Source organism: Azospirillaceae bacterium, assembly GCA_028283825.1.
In the GTDB taxonomy this organism is placed as follows: Bacteria; Pseudomonadota; Alphaproteobacteria; order Azospirillales; family Azospirillaceae; genus Nitrospirillum.
Map to the genome: position 1 here is coordinate 631,362 of JAPWJW010000005.1, position 16,148 is coordinate 647,509.

The following is a 16,148-nucleotide window of genomic DNA, read 5'->3' on the forward strand; positions in this document are numbered from 1 at the left end:
GGTGATCCGAGGTCCGCGGTGTCCCGGCTCTCTTGATCGTCGATGGCCGGGGCGTCCATCAGAAGAAGCCCAGGGCGTTGGGGCTGTAGCTGACCAGCTGGTTCTTGGTCTGCTGGTAATGGTTCAGCATCATGGCGTGGTTCTCACGCCCGATGCCGGATTGCTTGTAGCCGCCGAAGGCGGCGTGCGCCGGGTACAGGTGGTAACAGTTGGTCCACACCCGGCCGGCCTGGATTTCCCGGCCGAAGTGATAGGCGCGGTTGATGTCGCGGGTCCACACGCCGGCACCCAGGCCGTACAGGCTGTCGTTGGCGACGTGCAGGGCCTCTTCCTCGTCCTTGAAGGTGGTGACGGCCACGACGGGGCCGAAAATCTCTTCCTGGAAGATGCGCATGCGGTTATTGCCCTCAAACACCGTGGGCTGGACATAGAAGCCGCCCTTGAGGTCGCCCGACAGTTCGGCGCGGGCGCCGCCGGCCAGAACCTTCGCCCCCTCCTGCCGGCCGATGTCGAGGTAGGACAGGATCTTCTCCAACTGCTCGTTGGAGGCCTGGGCGCCGATCATGGTGTCGGCGTCCAGGGGATTGCCCTGCTTAATGGCCTTCACCCGTGCCAGCGCCTTGTCCATGAAGCGGCCATACAGGCTTTCCTGGATCAGGGCGCGGGAGGGACAGGTGCAGACCTCCCCCTGGTTCAGGGCGAACATGACGAAACCTTCGATCGCCTTGTCCAGGAAGGCGTCGTCCTTGGCCGCCACGTCATCGAAGAAGATGTTGGGGGACTTACCGCCCAACTCCAAGGTCACCGGGATCAGGTTCTGCGAGGCGTACTGCATGATCAGCCGGCCGGTGGTGGTCTCCCCGGTGAAGGCGATCTTGGCGATGCGGTTGCTGGATGCCAGCGGCTTGCCGGCCTCGACACCGAAGCCGTTGACGACGTTGACCACCCCCTTGGGGATCAGGTCCTGGATCAGTTCCATCAGCACCAGGATGCTGGCGGGGGTTTGCTCCGCCGGCTTCAGCACGACGCAGTTGCCGGCGGCCAGGGCCGGGGCCAGCTTCCACACCGCCATCAGGATGGGGAAGTTCCAGGGGATGATCTGGCCGACCACGCCCAGGGGCTCATGATAGTGATAGGCCACCGTGGTGGCGTCGATCTCGGAAATGCCGCCTTCCTGGGCGCGGATGGCGGCGGCGAAATAGCGGAAATGGTCGGCGGCCAGCGGGATGTCGGCGGCGCGGGTTTCGCGGATGGGCTTGCCGTTGTCCCAGGTCTCGGCCGTGGCCAGTGTTTCCAGGTTGTCGTCGATGCGCTGGGCGATGCGTTCCAGGACACGGGCGCGGTCGGCGACGGAGGTGCGACCCCATTCGCGCTTGGCGGCATGGGCGGCGTCCAGCGCGCGCTCGATATCCTGGGCGTTGGAGCGCGGGATTTCGCAGATGGCCTGGCCGGTGATGGGGGTGGTGTTCTCGAAATATTCGCCGGACGTGGGCGGCACCCATTCCCCGCCGATGAAGTTGCCGTAGCGCTTACGGAACGGCACGGGGGCGCCATACTCTCCGGGGGCGATCTTGGCCATGTAACGTATCCTCCAGCTATTTTGCGACGCCGCCCAGGCGAGGGGCGGGGCGTCATTTTGGCGTTCCCCTCATGGCAAGGGCCGTGCCAGGGGCGCTAGCGATGGCGAAAATCAAGCGCGATCAGGCGGTTGTTGTCTGCGACGAAGGTTGGCTTGCGGCACCGGTCCGTCTGGCACATGCTTGGTCCCCAGACGGATGCCGGTGACTGTCGCAACCTGCGACAGGGGCCGCGACAGCTGTCGCAAAGAAATGTGGGAGGAATGGCATGGTGAACGCCCGGACACCGGCGATTCAGGCGCCGACCGCGGTTCTGGCCATGGTGCGCGAGCGGCTGATGGAGCCGGGCGGCCTGGACGGCGCCCCCATTCCGCCGGTGATCGCCCGCTCCTGGCGCCGCTGTGCCGACCGGGGCCTGCGCGCCGACCGGCCGGCGCAACAGGAACCGCTGTCCCGCGCCGACCTGGGTGTCCTGCGCGATCGCCACCGTACCCTGTGGCAGCTTGCGACACCTGAGCTGGACACCCTGCACCAGGCCATGCGCGAACAGGGTGGCATGGTGCTGCTGACCGACGACCGGGGCCTGATCCTGGATGCGCGCGGCGATGCCGGTTTCGTCCGCCGCGCCCGCCGCGTCTCCCTGCAACCCGGGGCGGGATGGGGCGAGGATGACGAGGGCACCAACGCCGTGGGTACCGCGCTGGCAGAACGGGCCCTGGTGCAGGTGCGCGGGCCGGAGCATTACCTGAACGACAACGCCTTCCTGCTGTGCACGGCCATGCCGGTGATGGATCCCTATGGCGCCCTGGCCGGGGTGATCGACCTGTCGGGCGACATGCGTCGCCCGCATGAGAATGCCGCCGGCCTGGCCCGGCTGGCGGTGGCGCACCTGGAGCACCGCTGGATGAGCCAGGCGGCGGAGGGGCATGAGATGCTGGTCCGCCTGCACGCCCATCCCGGTTGGCTGGGCACCCCACAGGAAGGCTTGCTGGCGGTGGCGGATGGGGTGGTGCGCGCCGCCAACCCGGCGGCCCTGGCGCTGCTGGGCCTGGCGCCCGACGCCATCGGCCGCGTCCGGCTGGACGCTGTGCTGGATGGGGCCTTGGCGCCCGGTGACGGTGTGCTGCGCACCCGCGACCAGGGCCGGCCCCTGCACGCCCGTGTCACCACGCCGGGCAAAAGCCGGCCGCCCGCCCGCCGTTCCGCCCCCCAGTCCGCCCCCGTCACCCGTGAGGGCGTGCTGTGGGACCACACCACCCAGCCGCTGCTGGACCGGGCGGTGCGGGCGCTGGACGCCGCCATCCCCGTCTTGCTGCAGGGAGAGACGGGGACGGGCAAGGAGATGTTCGTGCGCGCGGCCCATGCCGCCAGCGGCCGGGCGCGGGCGCCGCTGGTGGCGGTCAACTGCGCCGCCATCCCCGAAGGCCTGCTGGAGTCTGAACTGTTCGGCTATGAGGACGGCGCCTTCACCGGCGCCCGGCGCGGCGGCCATCGCGGCCAGATCCGCCAGGCCGACGGCGGCGTTCTGTTCCTGGATGAGATCGGCGACATGCCGCCGGCCCTGCAGGCCCGCCTGCTGCGCGTGCTGCAGGACGGGGAGGTGACGCCGGTGGGCGGTCGGCCGGTGAAGGTGGATTTCCGGCTGGTGGCCGCCACCCACCGCGACCTGGCGGCGGCCGTGGCCGACGGCACCTTCCGCGCCGACCTCTATTACCGGCTGAAGCATCTGGTGGTGACGCTGCCGCGCCTGCGAGATCGCCCGCTGGATGGCATCATCGACGCGCTGATGGCCGGTTTCGGTGCCAGGGAGCGGGGCGTGCGCCTGTCGCCCGCCGCCCGCGACCGCCTGCGCCGCCATGACTGGCCCGGCAATCTGCGCGAACTGTCCAACCTGCTGCGCACCCTGGTGGTGCTGTCGCCGCCGGGCACCCTGGTGATGCCGGACGACCTGCCCGCCAACCTGGCACCGGCGGCGGAGGTGGGGCCGGACTTGCGGACGCAGGCGGATGAGGCCGTGCGCCAGGCCCTGGCCCGCCACGGCGGCAACATCAGCGCCGCCGCCCGCGACCTGGGCATCCACCGCAGCACCCTGCACCGGCGGCTGGCGGGTTCGGCCTGAGGCCAATTTTCGCCCGTCAATTGGACCTTTCAGGCGAAGAAGGCGGCCCTCATACATCCCCCAACGGGCATTGTTGATAAGACGGGGGATGAGGAATGGGGCGCTTCACGCTGGCGGCACTGTTGTGTGCCGGTTTCTGCTTTCCGGCCTGGGCGCAGGCGCCGGTCACGCTGTCGGCGGACCAGCGGGCCGTCACGGTCGCGGCGGTGATCGCGCAACTGAAGGAGACCTACGTCTTCCCCGACAAGGTGCCGGCCCTGGTGGCGGCCTTGGAAAAGGCCAAGGCCGCTGGCCGCTACGACGTGGACAACCCCACCACGCTTGCCGCCCGCCTGACGGATGACATGCACGATGCCGCCCATGACCACCACCTCTACATCAACTACGATCCCGTCCAGTATGAGGCCGCCAAGCATGAGGGCGATGCCGGCCCGGACGTCACGCCCGACCAGGAGGCCTATTTCCGGGCGGAGGCGGCGCGGGACAACAGCGGCCTGGTGGAAACCCGCATCCTGCCGGGCAACATCCGCTATCTGCGCATCAGCGGTTTCCAGTGGGTGGATGACGAAACCGGTTTCGCCTATGACGCCGCCCTGCGGTTCCTGAAAGGCGGCGACGCGGTGATCATCGACGAGCGCGGCAATGGTGGCGGCGACCACAGCGCCGTGCGCTACCTGCTGAGCCATTTCATGGATTCTGGTGCGCCGCTGATGACCTTCACCGCCGCCGGCCTGCCGTCGCAGCAATCCTACACCCTGGACCACCTGGCCGCCGGCCGCCTGAAGGGCAAGCCGCTGTACGTGCTGGTCGATAACAACGTCGGCTCGGCGGCGGAGGAATTCGCCTATTCCGTCCAGCAGTTCCATTTGGGCCAGGTGGTGGGCGCCCGGACGGTGGGGGCGGCCAACAACAACCGCATCTTCCCCATAGCCCCCGGCTTCATGCTCAGCGTTTCCTTCGGGCGGCCGGAACATCCCGTCAGCCACGGCAACTGGGAAGGGACGGGGGTGGTGCCGGATGTCGCCGTCGCCGACTGGGGCCAGACCCTGGACATGGCGCAGTCGCTGGCGCTCACGCAATTGCTGAAGGCGTCTGACATCGCGCCGCAAACCCGTGCCGACGGCGAATGGGCTCAGGTGCCGGTTGAGGCGCGCCTGCACCCGCCTGCCGCTATCGCGCCCACCCGCCTGAAAGGCTGGGCCGGCCATTATGGTGATCGGACGGAGGTCGGATTCCGTGACGGAATCTTATGGTACCAACCCGCCCCCGACGCGCCCCCGCGCCGCCTGACCTTGCTGTCGACCGACGGCCTGTTCGCTATCGAGGGCAACGACAAGGTGCGCGCCCGTTTCACCACGGCTGGCCTGGAAACCTACATGCGCGGCAACCCGACGCCCCGGGTACAGGCCCGGCGATAGGCCCTCACGTCTTCAGCTGGTCCCGGATGGGCAGGCTGCGGATGCGCTTGCCCGTCGCGGCGAACACGGCGTTCAGCAGGGCGGGGGCGATGGGCGGCACGCCGGGCTCGCCCACGCCGCCCAGCGGGGCGTCGTAGGTCGCCGCCGGCATCAGGTGGACGCGGATATCCTTGGGTGCGGCGTCGATGCGGGTGACCTCATAGGTGTCGAAGTTGTTCTGCTGCACCTGGCCGGCCTTGAAGCTGATCTCGCCCAATGTGGCCAGGCTGATGCCCTGGATCACCGCCCCCTCCAGCTGCGCCCGCACCCGGTCGGGGTTGATGACCGGGCCGCAGTCGAAGGCGATGTCCACGCGCGGGATGGTCAGCTTGCCCTGCGCGTCCACCGCCACCTGCACCACGGCGGCGGTATAGCTGACAAAGCTGCGGTGGGCGGCGATGCCCCGGCCCTGGCCCTTGGGCAGCGGCTTGCCCCAGCCGGCTTCCTTGGCCGCCCGCTCCACCACCGCGCGCAGGCGGCCGGTATCATAGGGGTAGAGCGCCGGGTCCTCCTTGTGGTTCCAGCTGTCGCCCATGTCGGCCGGGCTGATCTGGCGCGCTGGGCCGATCAGGTCCAGCAGGTAGTCCTTGGGGTCCCGGCCGGCGGCGGCGGCCAGTTCGGCCACGAAGCTCTGCACCGCGAAGGCGTGCGGGATGTTGGAGACGGAGCGGAACCAGCCGATGCGGGTGTGGATCTCCGCCTCCGGGTTCTCCACCCGCAGGTTGGGGATGGCGAAGGGCGTGTTGACGGCGCCCATGCCCAGTTCCGCTGCCGTCTCATGCTTCACGCCGGGGGCGAAGGTGGCGCTCAGCGACGGCGCCACCGTGCGGTGCAGCCAGGCGACGGGCTTGCCCTTGGCGTCCAGCCCGGCCTCCAGCCGCTCCACCGACACGGTGTGCAGATAGCCGTGGTGCAGGTCGTCCGTCCGGGTGAAGGTCAGCTTCACCGGCCGGCCGTCCATGGCGCGCGACAGCAGGGCGGCCTCGGCGATGTAGTCCGGCTTGGACTTGCGGCCGAAACCGCCGCCCACCAGCGTCTGGTGGACGGTGACGTTGGCCTCCGGAATGTTCAGCACCTTGGCCACCGTCTGGCGCGTGGTCTGCGGCGCCTGGGTGCTGCCCCAGATCTCGCACCTGTTGCCCGTCACCTGGGCGACGGCGGCCGGCGGTTCCATCGGTGCCTGCGCCAGGTGGGGGATGTAGTATTCCGCCGTGATTTGGCGCTTGGCCGTCTTCAGGGCGCCGGGGGCGTCGCCGTCGTCGCGCACCACCTGGCCGGGGCTGCGGGCCGCTGCCTCCAGTTCCGCCCGATAGGCCTGGCTGTCGTAGCTGGCGTTGGGCCCGTCGTCCCAGGCCAGCTTCAGCTTGTCCCGGCCTTGCAGGGCGGCCCAGGTGTTCTCCGCCACCACCGCCAGGCCGCCCTTGGGCAGAAAGCCGGAGGGCAGGGGCGCGGCGTTCAGGACGATGACCTTCAGCACGCCCGGCACCGTCAGCGCCTCGGTCACGTCGTAATGCGCCAGTTTGCCGCCATGGACCGGCGGCCGGGCGACGACGGCATGGACCATGTCGTCCCGCCGGACGTCGATGCCGTAGGTGGCGCGGCCGGTGGTGATGTCGAAGCCATCGACCAGGCCGACGTCGCCCCGGCCGATGTAGCGGAACTTGGCCGGGTCCTTGAAGGTCAGCGTCTCGCGCGCCGGCACGGGCAGGCTGGACGCCGCCTCCGCCACGTCGCCGAAGCCCAGGCGCCGTCCGCTGGCGGCATGGACCAGGCTGTGGTGGTCCACCGTCACTTCGGCCACCGGCACGCCCCATCGGGTCGCGGCCGCGGCGGCCAGCATCTGGCGCGCGGCGGCGCCGATACGGCGCAGGGCCTGGAAATGATGGCGCATGCTGCGCGAGCCGTCGGTGTCCTGGTTGCCGTAGCGGCCCTCGTCACCCGGCGCCTGGTCCACCGTCACATGGGCCCAGTCGGCGTCCATCTCGTCCGCCACCACCATGGCCCAGCTGGTGCGCACACCCTGGCCCATCTCCGCCCGGTGGCAGAGGATGGTGACGGTGCCGTCGGCGGCCACCGCCACGAACAGGCGCGGGTCGTCCTTCAGGCCGCCCGGCATGCCCTCGCCGCCGTATTTCTTGGGCGCCTCCTGCGCATTGGAGACGTTGCCCAGCCCACCGGCCAGCACAAAGGTGCCGGCGCCCAGGCCCATCAGGACGGCGCGGCGGCTGAGGTTGGTGATGCCGCCGCTCATTTGTCCGCGCTCCCCTTCACAGCAGCCCCTTGGGCGGCACTCTTGCCCGGCGCCGTTCGGCTGGCGGCGGCGCGCTTGATGGCTGCGCGGATGCGGGGGTATGTCGCGCAGCGGCAGATGTTGCCGCTCATGGCGTCATTGATGTCGGTGTCCGTCGGGTGGGGCGTGTCCTTCAGCAGGGCGGCCGCCGACATGATCTGGCCCGCCTGGCAATAGCCGCACTGGGCCACGTTCAGGTCGCGCCAGGCCACCTGCACCGGGTGCATGCCATCGGGCGACAGGCCCTCGATGGTGGTGATGGCGATACCGGCCAGGTCACCCACGGTGGTCTGGCAGGACCGGATGGGCGCGCCGTCGGCATGCACGGTGCAGGCGCCGCACAGCGCCTCACCACAGCCGAACTTGGTGCCGGTCAGTCCCCGCACGTCGCGCAGGTACCACAGCAGCGGCATCCCGGGATCGCCCTCGAACTGCTGTTCCTGTCCATTGACCGTGAACGTGATCATCGCCATCCGCCATGTTTTATCGTGTGCGGCCGCCGTCCGTTGCGGGGGCGGCGGGCCGGCGGCCATTGTGCCATTGGGGACGGGTGTGGGGAACGTTTAAGCGGGCAACACGGTGCGCACGATGGCCTGGTCCAGCGCCTCGTACGCCGCATAGCCGATGGTGGCGTACAACTCGGCCCGGGTCTGCATCTCACCCAGCAGGGCCTGGGTGCTGCCGTCCCGCGCCAGGGTGGCGTACAACTTCTCCTGCGCCTTGGCCGCCACCCGCAGGCTGGAGGCTGGAGGCTGGCCAGATCACCATGCGGTAGCCCATCTCCTGGAATTCATCCGCCGTGAAGAAGGGCGTGTGGCCGAACTCCGTCATGTTGCCCCGGATTGGGATTGGGGCCCGGTTACACGGCCCCTGTCGGGGGGTGGGTGGTTGATGGAAAACGGTGGCGCGTGGAGGGAGCTTCAGGGCAGATGCCCTAAAAATTCCACTTATATTTGATGATTATTTCTTAGTTCCCTCTTGAGTTTTAATTCGATCATATTTTAAAAATTAATAGGGGATGTGGTTTCGCGATGTGGGAGAAACGCAATGGTGTGGTTTGCCGTTCTGAAGTTCGCCGGGCCAAAACTGGGCACGTTTATGATTGAAGGGCTTATCGACAAAATCGGGGGTGAAGATGCCCAACGCCTGAAAGCCAGTCTTCTCGGTAAAGACGACGGTAGGGTCGAGAAATATTTCAAAGACATCGACAAACGGCTCACGGAAATCAAGGGGATTGTCCAGAGCACCGAGTTGGAGCTTCTTTTCGCGAATTACAACAAGGCTCATGAAGACATCGGCGTCATGCGCAGTGCCTTCGAAGCTCACCTTGAAAAGCCGATCAATGATCAGGACCGACAGAACGCATGCCGTGACGTGTTAAGAAAGGACGGTGTTCTCAGAAAAGCACGTGACATGATTGTGGCTCTTACGAATATAAAATTTCCAAGTAACAAGTCAACGTTATCTGATTTTTCAAAAATAATTTTGAGAGACAATGACGGGATCGATGTATTCAGTTACTGCGAACGGATGAGGGATGTCACAGAGCATCTGAAGGTTACCTTATTAGGGGTGTCAGTATTACATCAAATATGTCAGGACGAAATCATTGATCGAAAGCTGATCAAGGATGTGGAGATTGCCCCCTCTGAGATCGTAACGGTTGACAATCATCTCAAGGAAATCATCAAACCGTGGGATGACGTCCGCTCACTGTTCAACCGTGTGGCGGAAGGAGGCGGCCATGTGGTTCTCCAGCACTGGGACAGCAAAAACTATCTTACCGGTTATGGGCCGGGCGAGCCGTTGAGCGACGACGTGCCCTTCGTGTCTTACTACAACCCCGTTTTCCCCGTCAGTGGACAGGGGATGCCGCAAATCTTCGTTCATGAACAGGCGAAGGGACAAGTTAGTATTAATAAACATTCGAAGCTATATTTCGATGACGTTGGGGGCGCCGAACTCGTGGCGAAAAAGTTGTTGGCCGGGACGTTGACGCCCGACGACCAGAAAATGATCAAGAATTGGCTGGTGGTGTTGGAGCCTTCGCTTCAGCAATGGCGGGTGGTGCGCAAACATGAAGGCGACGCCACCATCCTGATGTTCGTGCATGTGAAGAGTGGCCAGGCGCTCGCCGGCGTTACGCAGTCTCGCATTTATCTCAGCCCGTTCGATCCGGCGAAAGAATTGACCTGGTGGCAGCCCGTTCTGACCAAAAACGGCGCCGGGAAATATGATGACCGGCTTATCGTGCTGAAACACTGGGGGGATCACAAGGTCCTGGATGCGAACGGAACTTGTGTCTATTCCGGCAATAGGACTGTCCAGCACGACAACAAATTCATGAAGTGGCACGTTGAGGAAGGGGTGAAGGCTCTTGTCTCCTGAGGGCGGCGCCATGCTGCTGGCGACCCTATGGTCACCAGCGTCGGGATGAGGTCATGTGGGGTGGCGCCGCCATTTTCCGGGGTGGCGCCAACATGATACGCGGGTTGGCTTGTCACACGATCCCCGCCAGTCCGCGCGCTGTCGCCAGGAAGGCGTCAACATGCGCAGGCTCGGTGTTCCACGCCGTCACCAGGCGGTTCACCGGGCCGTCCCAGCGGTAGAAGTGGAAGCCGGCGGCCTCGAGGCCTGCGGTCATGGGCTCCGGCATGATGGCGAAGACCTCGTTGGCCTGCACGGGGCTGCGCAGGCCGACGCCGGGCAGGGCGCCCAGGCCCTGGGCCAGGCGGGCGGCCATGGCGTTGGCGTGGGTGGCCAGGCGCAGCCACAGGCCGTCGGTCAGGTAGGCGTCCAGCTGCGCCGACAGGAACCGCATCTTGGAGAACAAATGGCCGGCGCGCTTGCGGCGATAGCCGAAGCTGTCCGCCAGGGCCTTGTCGAAGAAGATCACCGCCTCCGCCGCCAAGGCGCCGTTCTTGGTGGCGCCGAAGGACAGCACGTCCACCCCGGCGCGCCAGGTGATGTCGGCCGGGGCGCAGGCCAAATGGGCGACGGCGTTGGCGAAGCGGGCGCCGTCCATGTGCACCCGCAGCTTGTGGCCGCGGGCGATGTCGGCCAGGGCCGCCACCTCGTCAGGCGTGTAGACGGTGCCGGACTCCGTCGCCTGGGTCAGGGACAAGGCCGCAGGCTGCACGTGGTGGACGAAACCGGCGCCGCCCTTTTCCAGTGCGGTGGCCAGGGTGCCGGTGTCGATCTTGCCGTGGGCACCGGGCAGGGGCATCAGCTTGGCGCCGCCGGACAGCAGTTCCGGCGCGCCGCACTCATCCACCTGGATGTGCGCCTCATCATGGCAATAGATGGCGCCGTATGGTGGGGTGAGGACGGACAGGGCCAACGCGTTGGCGGCGGTGCCGGTGGCCACCGGAAACACGGTCACGTCCGTCTCGAACAGTTCCGCCAAATCCCGGGTCACCCGCTCCGTCAGCGGGTCGGCCCCGTAGGAGGGCACCGCCCCCTCGTTGGCGGCGGCCAAGGCGGCCAGGATCTCAGGCGCGCAGCCCACCACGTTGTCGCTCATGAAATTCATCGACGACCGTCTGCCTCAGTCGGTGAAGGGGAAGGCATGATCAGGTGGGGTGCCCCGAAAGGGGAAGCAGAAAATCACGGAATTCCGCAGTTTTCGCCGAGAAAGCTGTAATATTGGTGCGGGCAAGGGGGTGCCGAATTGGCGCGTCGATTACCTGACGAACGCCATTAAATCTCTGTCATGAAGCGCAATTACGCTGGTCGCACGCCAGACTGTGTGACCGTAATCACGGCGTACGAGGAACTTGCGGGCGCATCGTCTGGTTGGGTTCAGAATGGTTAAGTGCAGGCGCCCCACTTGTGGAAGATGGGGTGTCCGGCGAAGTGGTTCCAGTGGCGGCCGCGATTTGGCCCTTCCCGGTGTTGGGATCCAGCAGAATGATCTGCTGCGCCCCGCCGCTTAGGGTCACCTGGACGGCCAGGCGGCTGCCCACGGTGGTCATGGCCTCGATGTGGCTGCCCTCGGGCAGTGTCAGCAACGGGGCCGCAGCCGTCGGCGACGGCGCGCCACCCGCGACAGGCGGGGTGGCGGCATGGCCGAAGGCGCGGGGATGCATGGGATCGGTGGCCCGCCGCCAGATCTCAACCCCGATGAAGGTGAAACCGGCGACGATCAGTACGCCCATGACGACGAGGAAGAACTTTATTGTCCGCACTTGCTTCAACCATCTGTGCCGCCCCAGGCCAGCCTGCCGAAACCGGCCACGGCGCGTTCGCGACCGTGGCGGGCGGGGGCGGGGCTGACCGCGTGGCCCTGGCCGCGCCGGTGGTGGAAGAGGCGGGTGATGAGGAGTTGGACGGTGAGGAGGCCGGGGTTGCCCTGCTGTCCGTCACCATCCCCGACACCGCCGCCCGTGACCGGCTGGACAAGGCCCTGGCCCAGTTGCTGCCGGAGGCCGCGGGCCTGACCCGTTCGCGCCTTCAGGCGCTGATCGGGGAGGGCCGCGTGACCTTGGCCCAACCGGGCGGCCAGACCATAGACGACGCATCATACCGGGTCAAACCCGGGCAGGTGTTCCAGGTCGCGGTACCGGCGCCGGAGCCGGCCCTGCCGGTGGCGCAGGACATCCCGCTGACCATCGTGTTCGAGGATGACGACCTGCTGGTGATCGACAAGGTCGCCGGCATGGTGGTGCATCCGGCGGCCGGCAATCCCGACGGCACGCTGGTCAATGCCCTGCTGTTCCATTGCGGCGATCGCCTGTCCGGCATCGGCGGCGTGCGCCGGCCGGGCATCGTGCACCGCCTGGACAAGGATACCAGCGGCCTGATGGTGGTGGCCAAGTCCGACCGCGCCCATGGCGGCCTGTCCGCCCAGTTCGCCGACCGCACCCTGTCGCGCACCTATCACGCGGTGGTGTGGGGCGCGCCGGCGGCGGGACAGGGGGAGGTCGAGGGCAACATCGGCCGGCACCCGACGGACCGCAAGCGCATGGCCGTGGTGACCAAGGGCGGCAAGCCGGCGTTGACCCGCTGGCGCACGCTCACCCGTTTCGGCCTGCTGGCCACGCATGTGGAATGCAAGCTGGCCACCGGCCGCACCCACCAGATCCGGGTGCATATGGCGCAGATCGGCCATCCCCTGGTGGGCGATCCGCTGTACGGCAAGGTCCGGCCCACCGGTGCCCTGGGCGCCCGCCTGAAAGAGGCGGCCCCCCGGGCCCAGGCCGAACTTCTCGGTTTCAGGCGGCAAGCGTTGCATGCAAAGGACATCGCCTTCCGTCACCCGGTCAGCGGTGACATGCTGGCCTTCACCAGCGCCTTGCCTGCCGACCTTGCAACGCTGCTCTCTAGTTTAGAATGATTGTAAAGTATGGTCAGATAGGCCCCTTGGGCGTATGCTGATCAATGTGTCACCCCAACCCCGACCGGGGGGCTCAAGCAGAGCATCCGGTGCGGGGGGACCGCCCGAAGATCGGGGGTCCTGAACCTTGGAAAGGTTGTTGACCATGGCCACATTGCCCGCCATCCCCGCCATCAGTTCGGAATCCAGCCTGTCCCGCTATCTGCAGGACATCCGCAAGTTTCCGATGCTGGAACCGCAACAGGAATTCATGCTGGCCAAGCGCTGGCAGGAGCATGAGGACGGTGCCGCCGCCCATCATCTCGTGACCAGCCACCTGCGCCTTGTGGCCAAGATCGCCATGGGCTATCGCGGGTACGGCCTGCCGCTGTCCGAGCTCATCTCCGAAGGCAACGTCGGCATGATGCAGGCGGTGAAGCGCTTCGACCCCGACCGCGGCTTCCGCCTGGCCACCTACGCCATGTGGTGGATCCGGGCCGCCATCCAGGAATACATCCTGCATAGCTGGAGCCTGGTGAAGATGGGCACGACGGCGGCGCAGAAGAAGCTGTTCTTCAACCTGCGCAAGCTGAAGGGCCAGATGCAGGCCATCGAGGACGGCGACCTGTCGCCCGAGACGGTGACCGCCATCGCCACCAAGCTGGACGTGCCGGAACAGGACGTGGTGTCCATGAACCGCCGCCTGGGCGCCCCCGACCACAGCCTGAACGCGCCCCTGCGCGTGGATGGTGAGGGCGAGTGGCAGGATTGGCTGGTCGATGACACCGAAAGCCAGGAAATCCGTCTGGGCGACCAGGAGGAGTTGGGCAAGCGCAAGGCCCTGCTGGCCGGTGCCATGAAGGGCCTGAACGACCGCGAACGCCGCATCCTGGCGGAGCGCCGCCTGCGTGACGATCCCACCACGCTGGAGGATCTGTCGCAGGAGTTCGGCATCAGCCGTGAGCGTGTGCGCCAGATCGAGGTGCGGGCGTTCGAGAAGCTGCAGAAGGCCGTGCGCAACGCGGCGCTGGAAACGCACCTCGCGTAAGCCAGGCGGTGGCACGGGATCTGGCTTCAGCGTGGCCTCAAGTCAACGGAACGGCGGGACCTTCGGGTTCCGCCGTTGCCGTTTGCGCGGGGCGCCGGTCAGCCGGGGATCTTGGCGTCCGCCCGGCAGGCGGCGGTGATGGGCTGGATCTTGCTGGCCACTTCGGGCGGCATCACGGTCACGCCGTGGCGTTCCTGGTCGGCGATGCTGTTGATCTCGGCATCGCTGAGGGCGGCGTTCAACCGGGTGGCGGTGCAGGAGCAGAAGCCCTGGATCTGGTCATCGGAAAGCCGGCCGGCCGCTGAGCCGCGCGCCGTCTTGACGCACTGCGCCGTCATGCTCTCGCCCATGGTCTTGCGGACGGCGGCGACGTCCGGGTGGTTGGTTCGGTAGAGCGTGAAGGCGAAGCCGGCTGCTGCGGCGGCGAGAACGGCGATAATGATCAGCACCGTCTTTTGCGGTGTCCGCTTCGCTTCTGTATTCGCGTCGTTGTCCTGGGCGCTCATGCGCGTACTCCGTTCCGCCGGGACGGCCCGGCATCATGAGCCGGGCAGATCGTGCAGGAGCGTAAGTTAGGGCGGCGGGGCCTATTGAGAACTATGCCTTTGGTCTTATCCGGCTATTTGGCGCTAGGGTGAAGGCGTGACCTACCTTGGTATGATTACTACCCTTGGCGCTGATAACCGGGAGAAACCTGCGACTGGTGCCCCGGCTCCCCAGGTATTGAGGTGCCGACCATTGGAAAATCGCACCCTGGAGCGATCTTGTGTGGTAATAAACAATTTATAATAATTAGCCTGTTATTGTTCCGCCTCATTATGTGACGCGCAGCCAGAGTTTGCATATCATTGATGGAGATCATTTACCAAACTTACCTATCCGAAAGGTCAGGCCCTGATTAATTGCCCTATTGCTGATCTTTCCTTAAGGGTCCACTGATAGGGGATAGGCTCACGCCTCCGCGGATTTTGAGAGCCCTTACTGACATGATGCACAAGGCCAACGTCGATAGTCTCGATATCGGTTACCGCAAGCTTTCAGCGGCGGAGCTGGATCAGGCTTTGGCCTTGCACCTGCGTTACCTGCAGGGCCAGCGGGGCGGGGCCCGGGCCAGCCTGAAATTCTGCGACCTGTCGCATGCCATGCTGCGCCGGCGGGTGCTGGCCGGGGCCGACCTGACGGGCGCCCGACTCAGCGATGCCGATTTGTCCGATGCCGACCTGCGCTCCGCCTGTCTGTTCGGGGCCGATCTGCGGCGCGCCAAGTTGGAACGCGCAACGCTGATCCGGGCGGATCTGCGGGGGGCGGCCTTGCGCGGCGCCCGCATGCAGCGTGCAGTGATGTCGGAATCGGACCTGCGCGACGGCTACCTGATGCGGTCCAAGAACGGGGAACTGACACCCACGGCCCAGGGGCACTCCTCAGCCGAACTGACCGAGGCGGCGATGACCCGCGCCGACCTCAGTTATGCCAAGCTGTCCAACGCCTTCGTCATGCAGACCGACCTGCGCGACACCGACCTGCGCGGCGCCGTCTTCGTCAAGGCGGACCTCAGCGGTTCCGACCTGACGGGCTGTAACCTGGAGGGGGCGGACCTGTCGGAGGCCAACCTCAGCGGCACCAAGCTGGACGGTGCCGTGCTGACCCGCGCCCTGCTGCGCAACACCAACCTGGCCAAGGCCAGCCTGTTGGGCGCCCTGCTGGACGATGTCGACCTGTCCTTCGCCAACCTGACCGGCGCCGACATGGTGCGCCGCCTGGATGATATCGAGGGCGTGGTGGGGCACACGCTGCGCGAGCACCGCCTGTGGATCCTGAGCAACGGCGGCAAGGGCAAGCGCGCGGACCTGTCGGCCATCGACCTCAGCGGCCAGGATCTGTCCAACCTCAACCTGTCCGCCGCCATCCTGAAGCAGGCGAACTTCAAGGGTTCCAACCTCAGCGGCACGGTGCTGGCCATGGCCGACCTGTCCATGGCCGACATGCGCAACACCGTGCTGATCGGCGCCGACCTGCGCGGCGCCTGCCTGGAACGGGCCACGCTGCACGATGCCGACCTCAGCAACGCGATGGCCTGCCCGATGGACTTGCGTAACGGCCACGAATGGCCCACCAATTTCAGCAAGGCGCGTCTGGTGCGGGCCAACCTGGCCGGTGCCGACCTGACCGCCGCCCGCATGGAGGACAGCGACTTGACCCAGGGCAACTTGCGCAACGCCATCATGACCGGCGCCAGCCTGACCGACGCCGTCATGACCCAGGCCGACTTGCGGGAGGCGGACATCCGCAATATCGACTTCCGCGGTGCCAAGAACCTGGCCCTGGACGCCACCCCCGCCTGAT

The 16,148-nt window shown here is 66.5% G+C and carries 12 protein-coding genes and 1 pseudogene; 6 read left to right on the forward strand and 7 right to left on the reverse strand.

Translation table 11 applies throughout. The features are described 5' to 3' along the window. Nucleotides 1–58: 58 nt before the first annotated feature. Nucleotides 59–1,579 (reverse strand): aldehyde dehydrogenase, encoded by a 1,521-nt coding sequence (locus PW843_29285; GenBank protein ID MDE1150664.1) that lies wholly within the window; start codon nt 1,577–1,579, stop codon nt 59–61. A gap of 266 nt (nt 1,580–1,845) precedes the next feature. Between PW843_29285 and PW843_29290 the strand changes: the two genes are divergently transcribed. Both PW843_29290 and PW843_29295 read left to right on the forward strand, forming a co-directional pair. Beyond that, complete coding sequence (locus PW843_29290) at nt 1,846–3,696, forward strand: sigma-54-dependent Fis family transcriptional regulator (protein ID MDE1150665.1); 1,851 nt, start codon at nt 1,846–1,848, stop codon at nt 3,694–3,696. A gap of 95 nt (nt 3,697–3,791) precedes the next feature. After that, the gene (locus tag PW843_29295) at nt 3,792–5,114 is read left to right on the forward strand and encodes a S41 family peptidase (protein MDE1150666.1); all 1,323 of its coding nucleotides are present in this window, start codon (nt 3,792–3,794) and stop codon (nt 5,112–5,114) included. Between the two features lie 4 nt (nt 5,115–5,118). Here PW843_29295 and PW843_29300 read toward each other — a convergent pair whose 3' ends face one another. From PW843_29300 to PW843_29310, 3 genes and pseudogenes are all read right to left on the reverse strand, one after another. Beyond that, nucleotides 5,119–7,404, reverse strand: coding sequence for a molybdopterin-dependent oxidoreductase (locus PW843_29300; protein MDE1150667.1), 2,286 nt, complete (start codon nt 7,402–7,404; stop codon nt 5,119–5,121). Further along, nucleotides 7,401–7,910, reverse strand: a complete 510-nt coding sequence (locus PW843_29305; protein MDE1150668.1) for a (2Fe-2S)-binding protein — start codon at nt 7,908–7,910, stop codon at nt 7,401–7,403. Before PW843_29305 ends, PW843_29300 begins: the two co-directional genes overlap by 4 nt. A 96-nt stretch (nt 7,911–8,006) precedes the next feature. Beyond that, a pseudogene (locus PW843_29310) lies at nt 8,007–8,292 on the reverse strand (methylisocitrate lyase). A 198-nt stretch (nt 8,293–8,490) separates the two neighbouring features. Here PW843_29310 and PW843_29315 point away from each other — a divergent pair. After that, the gene (locus PW843_29315) at nt 8,491–9,831 is read left to right on the forward strand and encodes a hypothetical protein (protein MDE1150669.1); all 1,341 of its coding nucleotides are present in this window, start codon (nt 8,491–8,493) and stop codon (nt 9,829–9,831) included. A gap of 112 nt (nt 9,832–9,943) precedes the next feature. Here PW843_29315 and PW843_29320 read toward each other — a convergent pair whose 3' ends face one another. Both PW843_29320 and PW843_29325 read right to left on the reverse strand, forming a co-directional pair. Then, entirely contained in the window at nt 9,944–10,975 is a 1,032-nt protein-coding gene (locus PW843_29320) for a low specificity L-threonine aldolase (GenBank protein MDE1150670.1), read from the reverse strand. A gap of 226 nt (nt 10,976–11,201) precedes the next feature. Then, nucleotides 11,202–11,600: a hypothetical protein gene (locus PW843_29325; GenBank protein MDE1150671.1), complete on the reverse strand. Its 399-nt coding sequence runs from the start codon at nt 11,598–11,600 to the stop codon at nt 11,202–11,204. 194 nt (nt 11,601–11,794) lie between these two features. Here PW843_29325 and PW843_29330 point away from each other — a divergent pair, with 194 nt between their 5' ends. Continuing rightward, a complete protein-coding gene (locus tag PW843_29330; protein MDE1150672.1) occupies nt 11,795–12,778 on the forward strand; it encodes an RluA family pseudouridine synthase in 984 nt (327 codons plus the stop codon). Between the two features lie 145 nt (nt 12,779–12,923). Next, nucleotides 12,924–13,805, forward strand: coding sequence for an RNA polymerase sigma factor RpoH (rpoH, locus tag PW843_29335; protein ID MDE1150673.1), 882 nt, complete (start codon nt 12,924–12,926; stop codon nt 13,803–13,805). Between the two features lie 98 nt (nt 13,806–13,903). On the opposite strand, the gene PW843_29340 is transcribed toward rpoH, so the two are convergent. Then, complete coding sequence (locus tag PW843_29340) at nt 13,904–14,311, reverse strand: hypothetical protein (GenBank protein MDE1150674.1); 408 nt, start codon at nt 14,309–14,311, stop codon at nt 13,904–13,906. Nucleotides 14,312–14,791: 480 nt separating this feature from the next. Between PW843_29340 and PW843_29345 the strand changes: the two genes are divergently transcribed. Further along, nucleotides 14,792–16,147, forward strand: coding sequence for a pentapeptide repeat-containing protein (locus PW843_29345; GenBank protein ID MDE1150675.1), 1,356 nt, complete (start codon nt 14,792–14,794; stop codon nt 16,145–16,147). Nucleotide 16,148: the final 1 nt, after the last annotated feature.

Coding starts and splice junctions, on each gene's coding strand:
- rpoH (MDE1150673.1), top strand. CDS start 12,924: ATGGCCACATTGCCCGCCATCCCCGCCATCAGTTCGGAATCCAGCCTG.
- PW843_29340 (MDE1150674.1), bottom strand. CDS start 14,311: ATGAGCGCCCAGGACAACGACGCGAATACAGAAGCGAAGCGGACACCG.
- PW843_29320 (MDE1150670.1), bottom strand. CDS start 10,975: ATGAATTTCATGAGCGACAACGTGGTGGGCTGCGCGCCTGAGATCCTG.
- PW843_29345 (MDE1150675.1), top strand. CDS start 14,792: ATGATGCACAAGGCCAACGTCGATAGTCTCGATATCGGTTACCGCAAG.
- PW843_29305 (MDE1150668.1), bottom strand. CDS start 7,910: ATGATCACGTTCACGGTCAATGGACAGGAACAGCAGTTCGAGGGCGAT.
- PW843_29290 (MDE1150665.1), top strand. CDS start 1,846: ATGGTGAACGCCCGGACACCGGCGATTCAGGCGCCGACCGCGGTTCTG.
- PW843_29295 (MDE1150666.1), top strand. CDS start 3,792: ATGGGGCGCTTCACGCTGGCGGCACTGTTGTGTGCCGGTTTCTGCTTT.
- PW843_29315 (MDE1150669.1), top strand. CDS start 8,491: ATGGTGTGGTTTGCCGTTCTGAAGTTCGCCGGGCCAAAACTGGGCACG.
- PW843_29300 (MDE1150667.1), bottom strand. CDS start 7,404: ATGAGCGGCGGCATCACCAACCTCAGCCGCCGCGCCGTCCTGATGGGC.
- PW843_29325 (MDE1150671.1), bottom strand. CDS start 11,600: ATGGGCGTACTGATCGTCGCCGGTTTCACCTTCATCGGGGTTGAGATC.
- PW843_29285 (MDE1150664.1), bottom strand. CDS start 1,579: ATGGCCAAGATCGCCCCCGGAGAGTATGGCGCCCCCGTGCCGTTCCGT.